The organism is Streptomyces sp. NPDC048600, assembly GCF_055587025.1.
The window spans coordinates 6670-16388 of sequence record NZ_JBVJGZ010000058.1 but is presented as its reverse complement, the minus strand read 5'-3'; the positions used below and the strand labels follow the sequence as shown (position 1 = coordinate 16388).

Annotated in this window: 5 protein-coding genes and 1 pseudogene; all 6 read left to right on the top strand. The window is 70.4% G+C overall.

What is annotated here, in order from left to right:
• Positions 1-174: pseudogene (locus tag ACZ6SQ_RS37910) on the top strand (sugar ABC transporter substrate-binding protein); the annotation flags it as partial.
• Between the two features lie 20 nt (positions 175-194).
• Entirely contained in the window at positions 195-1151 is a 957-nt protein-coding gene (locus ACZ6SQ_RS37905; RefSeq protein WP_469570538.1) for a carbohydrate ABC transporter permease, read from the top strand.
• 15 nt (positions 1152-1166) lie between these two features.
• Complete coding sequence (locus tag ACZ6SQ_RS37900; protein ID WP_469570536.1) at positions 1167-2042, top strand: carbohydrate ABC transporter permease; 876 nt, start codon at positions 1167-1169, stop codon at positions 2040-2042.
• A gap of 162 nt (positions 2043-2204) precedes the next feature.
• Entirely contained in the window at positions 2205-3833 is a 1629-nt protein-coding gene (locus ACZ6SQ_RS37895; RefSeq protein ID WP_469570534.1) for a glycoside hydrolase family 13 protein, read from the top strand.
• A gap of 73 nt (positions 3834-3906) precedes the next feature.
• Complete coding sequence (locus ACZ6SQ_RS37890) at positions 3907-4920, top strand: LacI family DNA-binding transcriptional regulator (protein ID WP_469570531.1); 1014 nt, start codon at positions 3907-3909, stop codon at positions 4918-4920.
• 366 nt (positions 4921-5286) lie between these two features.
• Entirely contained in the window at positions 5287-9573 is a 4287-nt protein-coding gene (locus ACZ6SQ_RS37885) for a discoidin domain-containing protein (protein ID WP_469570529.1), read from the top strand.
• Positions 9574-9719 lie beyond the last annotated feature (146 nt).

Genomic DNA, 9719 nt, shown 5'->3' with positions numbered 1-9719 from the left:
CGGTCGTTCATGGACAGCCCGGTGGCCGGCAAGGCCGAGCCGCCGAAGGCGCAGGAGCTCTACAAGATCCTCGACAACGTGATGTCCGGCATCCTCACCAACGAGGACGCCGACATCGACAAGCTCCTCGACACCGCCGAGGCGCAGGTCAACCAGGTTCTGGCCAACCAGTGAGCCACCAGGGAGAAGCGACGATGCCGGCCCCGACCGCGACCCGGGGCAAGGCGGCCCACCGCCTCGCCCCGCCGCCCGCCAGGGGCCCGGCATCGCCCCGCGGCGCCTTCGGCAGAAGCCTGCGGCGGAACCTGACCGCACACGGCTTCCTGATCGGCGCGGTGATCTGTTTCGCGGTGTTCTCCTGGTACCCGATGGTCCGGGAGTTCCTGCTCGCGTTCCAGAAGACCGAGAGCGGCGACACCGTCTGGGTCGGCCTGGACAACCTCAGGACCGTCTTCAACGACCCCGCCTTCTGGCAGGCCTGGCGCAACACCCTGCTGTTCACCGTGCTCGCCCTGGTCTTCGGCTTCGCCGTGCCGTTCGTGACGGCGGTCGTGATCAACGAGTTCCGCCAGGGCCAGAGCTATCTGCGCCTGCTGGTCTACCTCCCCGTGATGCTGCCGCCGGTCGCCTCGGTCCTGCTGTTCAAGTACCTCTACGACCCCGGCTACGGCCTGCTCAACGAACTCCTGGGATTCCTGCACCTGCCCGAACAGCAGTGGCTGCAGGACCCGGACCTGTCGATGCTGTCCGTGGTGATCGCCGCTACCTGGATGAACATGGGCGGCGCCACCCTGATCTACCTCGCCGCGCTCCAGGGCATCCCCGGAGAGCTCTACGAGGCTGCGGAGCTCGACGGCGCCGGCCTGTTCCGCAAGATCTGGCACGTCACCATCCCGCAGACCCGGCTGATCCTGTCGCTGATGCTGCTGATGCAGGTGATCGCGACCATGCAGGTCTTCGTGGAGCCGTTCCTGCTCACCGGCGGCGCCGGACCCGAGGGGTCCACGACCACGGTCGTCTACCTCATCTACCAGTACGCCTTCAACTTCAACAACTACGGTGCCGCGGCCGCACTCGGCCTGATGCTGCTCGTCCTGCTCGCCGGTTTCTCGGCGGCGTACGTGAAGCTCAGCCGCGCCGAGGACGAGTAAGGCGGGAGCCCACCGATGTCGACACGCACCCTCATCTCACCGGCCCAGCTCGCCAGACCGCGCGCCAAGGCCCTGTACCGGACCGTGTTCGCCCTGGTCGTCGGCGGCTTCACGCTCGTCTTCCTGGGCCCGCTGTACTGGCTGGTCTCCAGCGGGTTCAAGGACTCCCAGGAAGTCGTCGCGACCCCGCCGACCCTGGTGCCCGAGAGCTTCACGCCCGACAACTACAGCCGCGCCTGGGAGGTCATGGACCTGTCCTCCCTGCTGATGAACACCCTGTTCTACGCCTTCGGCGCGCTCGCCTTCCAGCTCGTGTTCGACGTGGCCGCGGCCTACTCGCTGTCCAAGCTCCGCCCGGTGCTGGGCAAGGCGATCCTCGGCCTGATGCTCGCCACCCTGATGATCCCGGCGACCGTCCTCGTCGTGCCGCAGTACCTCACCGTGCTGGACGTGCCGATCGTCGAGCGCAACCTGCTGAACACGCCCTGGGCGATCTGGCTGCCGTCCGTGACCAACGCCTTCAACATCTTCCTGCTCAAGCGGTTCTTCGACTCCATACCCAAGGAGCTCCTGGACGCCGCGGCCATGGACGGCGCCAGCCCGATGCGCGTCCTGTGGTCGATCGTCCTGCCGATCTCCCGGCCGATCCTCGGCGTGGTGTCGATCTTCGCGGTCGTCGGGGTCTGGAAGGACTTCCTCTGGCCGATGCTCACCCTGCCCGACCCGTCCAAGCAGACCCTCAACGTCGGCATCTACTCCCTCTCCAGCGGAGTCCCGGTGAACGTCCTCATCGCCGCGCTGACCATCGCCTCCCTGCCGACCCTGATCGTCTTCCTGATCTTCCAGCGCAACATCATGAGCGGCCTCACCGCCGGCGGCCTCAAGGGCTGACCCCCCTCACCCCCCAGGGCCGACAGCCGCCGCAGCCGTGCCCACCAGGGCCGACACCGACCGCAGCCGTATCCCGAAGCCTCCGCCGCCGTTGCGTGTCCGACACGCCCCGCCCGACCGGGGCGGCGGCGGAGTACCCTCCCCTGCCCGAAAGGACCTCACGTGGCAGCCCCTCACCCGCCCCGCACGGACACCTGGTGGCGCGACGCCGTCATCTACCAGGTGTACCCCCGCAGCTTCGCCGACGGCGACGGCGACGGCACCGGCGACCTCGCGGGCATCCGAGCGAGACTGCCCCACCTCGCCGAACTCGGCGTCGACGCCGTCTGGTTCACCCCCTGGTACACCTCACCCATGATCGACGGCGGCTACGACGTCGCCGACTACCGCGCCGTCGACCCCGCCTTCGGCACCCTCGACGAAGCCGAGAAACTCATCGCCGAAGCCACCGCCCTCGGCATCCGCACCATCGTCGACATCGTCCCCAACCACGTCTCCGACCAGCACCCCTGGTTCAAAGCCGCCCTCACCGCAGGACCCGGCAGCCCCGAACGCGCCCGCTTCCACTTCCGCCCCGGCCGCGGCGAGCACGGCCAGCACCCGCCCAACACCTGGCCCTCCCAGTTCTCCGGCACCACCTGGACCCGCGTCCCCGACGGCGAGTACTACCTCCACCTCTTCACCCCCCAGCAGCCCGACCTCAACTGGAACCACCCCGACGTCCGCCGCGAGCACGAGGACATCCTGCGGTTCTGGCTCGACCGCGGCGTCGCCGGCGTCCGCATCGACTCCGCCGCCCTCCTCGCCAAACACCCCCGCCTCCCCGACTTCCACCCCGGCACCGACCCCCACCCCTACATCGACAGGGACGAACTCCACGACATCTACCGCTCCTGGCGCACCGTCGCCGACACCTACGGCGCCGTGTTCGTCGGCGAGGTCTGGCTGCCCGACCCCGAACGCTTCGCCCGCTACCTGCGCCCCGACGAACTCCACACCGCGTTCAACTTCTCCTTCCTCACCTGCCCCTGGGAGCCCGGCCGGCTGCGCACCGCCATCGACGACACCCTCGCCGAACACGCCCCCGTCGGCGCCCCCGCCACCTGGGTCCTGTGCAACCACGACGTCACCCGCACCGTCACCCGCTACGGCCGCACCGACACCGCCTTCGACTTCGCCGCCAAGACCTTCGGCACCCCCACCGACCTCGGCCTCGGCACCCGCCGCGCCCGCGCCGCCGCCCTGCTCACCCTCGCCCTGCCCGGCTCCGTCTACCTCTACCAGGGCGAGGAACTCGGCCTGCCCGAGGCCGACATCCCCCGCGAACACATCCAGGACCCCATGCACTTCCGCTCCGGCGGCACCGACCCCGGCCGCGACGGCTGCCGCGTCCCCCTGCCCTGGCACGCCGACGCCCCCCACTACGGCTTCAGCACCACCACGCAGACCGGCGCGGACACGGGTGGCGAGCCGTGGCTGCCCCAGCCCGCCGACTGGGCCCACTACGCCGTCGACCGCCAGGCCACCGACCCGCACTCCATGCTCACCCTCTACCGCCGCGCCCTGCACCTGCGCCGCACCGAACCCGGCTTCGGCGACGGCCCCCTCACCTGGCAGCCCACCCACCCCGGCATCCTCACCTTCACCCGCCCCCACGGCCTCACCTGCACCGTCAACCTCACCGACCACCCCGTCCCCCTCCCCCCACACACCCACCTCCTCCTCACCAGCAACCCCCTCCACCCCGACGGAACCCTCCCCCCGGACACCACCGCATGGCTGCGCGGATGACGGCCGTGAGGACGTCTCCGCGGGATGAGAACGCACGCAATCCATTTGCGCTTCTTGCGTTAGCCTTGCGTGCATGACGCGACGACTTGCTCAGGTGGCCAAGAAGGTGGGTGTCAGCGAGGCGACGGTCAGCCGTGTCCTCAACGGCAAGCCCGGCGTGTCCGAGGCGACCCGCCAGTCCGTGCTCACGGCGCTCGACGTGCTCGGCTACGAGCGCCCGACGCAGCTGCGCGGGGAGCGCGCCCGGCTCGTCGGTCTGGTGCTGCCGGAGCTCCAGAACCCCATCTTCCCGGCGTTCGCCGAGGTCATCGGGGGTGCGCTCGCCCAGCAGGGGCTGACACCCGTGCTGTGCACACAGACCAAGGGCGGGGTCTCCGAGGCGGACTACGTGGACCTGCTGCTTCAGCAGCAGGTCTCCGGCGTGGTCTTCGCCGGCGGTCTCTTCGCCCAGGCCGACGCCCCGCACGAGCACTACCACCGGCTCGCCGAGCGCAGCATCCCGGTCGTCCTGATCAACGCCTCGATCGCCGGACTCGACTTCCCCTGTGTCGCCTGTGACGACGCGGTCGCCGTGGAGCAGTCCTGGCGCCACCTGGCCTCACTCGGGCACGAGCGGATCGGCATGGTCCTCGGTCCGGCGGACCATGTGCCCTCGCGGCGCAAGCTGGAGGCGGCCAGGGTGGCGGCGAAGGCCACCGGGACGAAGTGGACCGAGGAGTTCGTGGAGCGGTCGATCTTCTCGCTGGAGGGCGGCCAGGCCGCGACCACGCGCCTGCTCGAGCGCGGCGTCACCGGCATCGTCTGCGCCAGCGACCCGCTCGCCCTCGGCGCCATCCGCGCCGCCCGCCGCCGCGGCCTCGTCGTCCCCACCGACGTCTCCGTCGTCGGCTTCGACGACTCCGCCTTCATGACCTGCACCGAACCCCCGCTCTCGACCGTCCGCCAGCCCATCGAGGCCATGGGCCGCGCCGCCGTCGACCTGCTCTGCGCCCAGATCCAGGGCACCCAGGCCCACCCCGGCGAACTCCTCTTCGAGCCCGAGCTCGTCGTCCGCGGCTCGACCGCCCCGCCGCCCAGCGCCCGCTGACCCACCGTCGGCCGACCGACGACCGAACACCCCTCACCTCACCGGCACCGGTGTCCCGCCGCCCCCAGCGGCGTGCGACACCGGTGCCGTTCTCGTTCCCGGACCACTCCCGGACTCCCCGGCCCCACCCCGGAGTTCGCCGTGCGCTCTAGCTGGAGCTTCGCAAGTCGTCCGGTCGAATCTGTAGACGCGTGAACGAAGCTCTGCAACTCTCTGATCGTCCCGCGCAAACTGCGAATGACAAAGTGCCGGATATTCAAGCGCTGGATCTGCGCGGACGCACGCCATCCCTGAGCCGCATCTCGCGCCACGGCCCGAGACCCCATCCCGTGCCGCAGGACGCGCGAGTCCGAGAAGCGAGGACCGATGAGTACCCCCACATGGAGATCACGGGGCCTGAGCACCGTGGTCGCGACGAGCCTGCTGGCGCTGGGCGGGCCGCTGCTGACCGCCCACGCCGCGGGCGGGCCCAACATCGCGCTGGGCGACACCGCCGCGGCGAGCAGCTCCCACACCGAGTACGGCGCCGGCAGCATCACGGACGGCAACCAGGCCTCGTACTGGCAGAGTTCGGGCACGAGCCTGCCCCAGTGGGTGCAGGCCGACCTCGGCGCGACCGAGCGGATCGACGAGGTCGTGCTGAAGCTGCCGGCCGGCTGGGAGGCCCGCAGCCAGACCCTCTCCGTCCAGGGCAGCGCCGACGGCACCGGCTTCAGCACGCTGAAGAACTCCGCCGCCTACACCTTCAGTCCGGGAGCCGCGAACACCGTCACTGTGTCCTTCCCGGCCACGCTGACCAGGTTCGTCCGTGTGCACATCACGGCCAACACCGGCTGGCAGGCAGCCCAGTTGTCCGAGCTGGAGGTCCACTCGGCCGACCAGTCGTCCGTCGACCTCGCCGCGGGCCGCACCCTGACGGCCAGCAGCCAGACCCAGACGTACACCGCCCCGAACGCCAACGACGGCAATCGCGCCACCTATTGGGAGAGCGGCAACAACGCCTTCCCGCAGTGGCTCCAGGCCGACCTCGGCGCCTCCGTCCGCGTCGACCGGGTCGTGCTGAAGCTGCCGACCGCCTGGGAGACCCGCAGCCAGACCCTGAAGATCCAGGGCAGCACCAACGGCACGGACTTCACCGACCTGACGGCGTCGAGGGCGTACACCTTCGACCCCGCGAGCGGCAACACGGCGACCCTCACCTTCGACGCGGCGACCACCCGCCACGTCCGTGTCCTGGTGACCGCCAACTCCGTCCAGCCCGGCGCCCAGTTGTCCGAGCTGGAGATCTACGGCCCGGCCGGCGGCGACACCCAGGCCCCGACCGCCCCCGCGAACCTCGCCCACACCGAGCCCGGCACCGGCCAGATCCGGCTGACCTGGAACGCCGCGAGCGACAACACCGGCGTCACCGCGTACGACATCTACGCGAACGGCACCCTGCTGACCAGCGTCGCGGGCGACGTCACGGCGTTCACCGACAGCCGCCCCGCGAACCAGACCGTGTCCTACCGGGTCCGCGCGCGCGACGCGGCAGGCAACCAGTCGGGCGACAGCAACACCGTCACACGGGTCGGCGACGCGGGCGACACCCAGGCCCCGACCGCCCCCGCGAACCTCGCCCACACCGAGCCCGGCGGCGGCCAGATCCGGCTCACCTGGACGGCCTCCACCGACAACACCGCGGTGAGCGGCTACGACGTCTACGCCGACAACGTGCTGCGCGGCAGCGTCGCGGGCGACGTCACCACGTACACCGACACCCAGCCCGCCACCCGCACGGTCACCTACCACGTGGTCGCCAAGGACGCGGCCGGCAACCGGTCGGGCAACAGCAACAGCGTGACCCGCACCGGCAGCGGGGGCACCGGCTCCGACATGGCCGTCGGCAGGCCGATCGAGGCCTCCTCCACCGTCCACTCCTTCGTGGCGGCGAACGCCAACGACAACAGCACCGCCACCTACTGGGAGGGCGCGGGCGGCAGCTACCCGCAGACCCTCACCGTCAAGCTGGGCGCCAACGCCGATGTCGACCGGCTGGTGCTCAGGCTGAACCCGGACACCGCGTGGGGCGCCCGCTCCCAGACGATCGAGGTCCTCGGCCGCGAGCAGAGCGCCACGGCCTTCACCACCCTGGTCGCCGCCAAGCCGTACTCCTTCGACCCGGCGAGCGGGAACAGCGTCACCGTGCCGGTGTCCTCCCGGACCGCCGACGTCCGGCTGCGTTTCACCGCCAACTCCGGCGCCCCGGCCGGGCAGCTCGCCGAGTTCCAGGTGGTCGGCGTGCCCGCGCCCAACCCGGACCTCACGGTCACCGGGCTGAGCACCTCGCCCGCCTCGCCCGTGGAGTCGGACGAGATCACCGTCTCGGCCACCGTGCGCAACGACGGCCCGTCCGCCGCCCCGGCCAGCAAGGTCGCGCTGCGCCTGGGCGGCACCAAGGTCGCCACCGCCGCCGTCGGCGCCCTCGCGCCCGGCGCCCAGACCACGGTCAGCGCCTCCGTCGGGGCCCGCGAGGCCGGCTCCTACGAGCTGAGCGCGGTCGCCGACGACGCGAACGAGGTCATCGAGCAGAACGAGACCAACAACACCTACACCCGCCCCACCGCCCTGGAGGTCAGGCCCGTCCAGAGCGCCGACCTGGTCGCCGCCTCGGTCACGACCACGCCCACCAGCCCGGCCGCCGGTGACAACGTCACCTTCGAGGTCGCGCTGAAGAACCAGGGCAACCAGGCCAGCGCGGCGGGCAGCCACGGCGTCACCCTGACCGTCGTGGACGACAAGGGTGCGACGGTGAAGACCCTGACCGGCGCCCACAACGGCGTGATCGCCGCGGGCTCCACCGCCGAGGTGAACCTCGGCCCCTGGACCGCGGCCGACGGCTCCTTCACGGTGCGGACGGTCATCGCCGACGACACCAACGAACTCCCCGTCAAGCGCGCCAACAACACCGCCACCCAGCCGCTGTTCGTCGGTCGCGGCGCCGACATGCCGTACGACATGTACGAGGCGGAGGACGGCACCACCGGCGGCGGCGCCACGGTGCTCGGCCCCAACCGCAACGTCGGCGACCTCGCGGGCGAGGCCTCGGGCCGCAAGGCGGTCAGCCTCGACGCGACCGGCGAGTACGTCGAGTTCACCACCCGCGCCGAGACCAACACCCTGGTCACCCGCTTCTCCATCCCGGACGCGGCCGGAGGCGGCGGCACCGACTCCACCATCAACGTCTACGTCGACGGCGTCTTCAAGAAGAGCCTGCCGCTGACCTCCAAGTACGCCTGGCTGTACGGCGCCGAGGCCTCACCCGGCAACTCGCCCGGCGCGGGCGCCCCGCGGCACATCTACGACGAGGCGCACATCATGCTCGGGGAGAACGTCCCCGCGGGCAGCAGGATCCGCCTCCAGAAGGACGCCGCCAACACCTCCACGTACGCGATCGACTTCGTGAACCTGGAGAAGGCCGTCCCGGTCGCCAACCCGGACCCGGCGACGTACGTCGTCCCGGCCGGCTTCGGCCACCAGGACGTCCAGAACGCGCTCGACCGTGTCCGCATGGACACCACGGGCACCCTGGCCGGCGTCTACCTGCCGCCGGGCGACTACCAGACGTCGAGCAAGTTCCAGGTGTACGGCAAGGCGGTCAGGGTCGTCGGCGCCGGCCCCTGGTACACCAAGTTCCACGCCCCGACGACCCAGGACAACACCGACGTCGGCTTCCGCGCGGAGGGCACCGCCAAGGGCTCCCTGTTCAAGGGCTTCGCCTACTTCGGCAACTACACCTCGCGCATCGACGGCCCCGGCAAGGTCTTCGACTTCGCCAATGTCACCGACATCGTCATCGACGACATCTGGAACGAGCACATGGTGTGCCTCTACTGGGGCGCCAACACCGACCGGATCACCATCAGGAACTCCCGTATCCGGAACATGTTCGCCGACGGCATCAACATGACCAACGGCTCCACCGACAACCACGTCGTCAACAACGACGCCCGGGCCACCGGTGACGACAGCTTCGCGCTGTTCTCCGCGATCGACGCGGGCGGCGCGGACATGAAGAACAACGTCTACGAGAACCTGACCACCACACTGACCTGGCGCGCGGCGGGCGTGGCCGTCTACGGCGGCTACAACAACACCTTCCGCAACATCCACATCGCCGACACCCTCGTCTACTCGGGCATCACGATCTCCTCCCTGGACTTCGGCTACCCGATGAACGGCTTCGGCACCGAGCCCACCACCTTCGACAACATCTCCATCGTCCGCGCGGGCGGCCACTTCTGGGGCAACCAGACCTTCCCCGGCATCTGGTTCTTCTCGGCGTCGAAGGTCTTCCAGGGCATCCGCGTCAACAACGTCGACATCGTCGACCCCACCTACAGCGGCCTGATGTTCCAGACCGGGTACGTGGGCGGCCAGGCCCAGTTCCCCATCAAGGACACGATCCTGAACGACATCTCCATCACCGGCGCCCGCAAGAGCGGTGACGCCTACGACGCCAAGTCCGGCTTCGGCATCTGGGCCAACGAGATGCCCGAGCCCGGCCAGGGCCCGGCGGTCGGCGAGGCGACCGTCAACGGACTGCGGCTGAACGGCAACGCCGTCGACGTCCGCAACACCACCAGCACCTTCAAGCTGAACATCAACCCCTGAGGGGAGGAGTAGCGGGCCGTCCCCGGCCGGGGGCCGCCGCGTTCCCCCGCGGCGGGGGGCGCACCGTTTCGGCCGAACACCCCCAGGCCACCAAACTTCCCCCATCCCCCCCCAACCCCAAAACGGCTTCCCTTCTCCGGGCCCCG

Coding starts and splice junctions, on each gene's coding strand:
- ACZ6SQ_RS37905 (WP_469570538.1), top strand. CDS start 195: ATGCCGGCCCCGACCGCGACCCGGGGCAAGGCGGCCCACCGCCTCGCC.
- ACZ6SQ_RS37900 (WP_469570536.1), top strand. CDS start 1,167: ATGTCGACACGCACCCTCATCTCACCGGCCCAGCTCGCCAGACCGCGC.
- ACZ6SQ_RS37890 (WP_469570531.1), top strand. CDS start 3,907: ATGACGCGACGACTTGCTCAGGTGGCCAAGAAGGTGGGTGTCAGCGAG.
- ACZ6SQ_RS37885 (WP_469570529.1), top strand. CDS start 5,287: ATGAGTACCCCCACATGGAGATCACGGGGCCTGAGCACCGTGGTCGCG.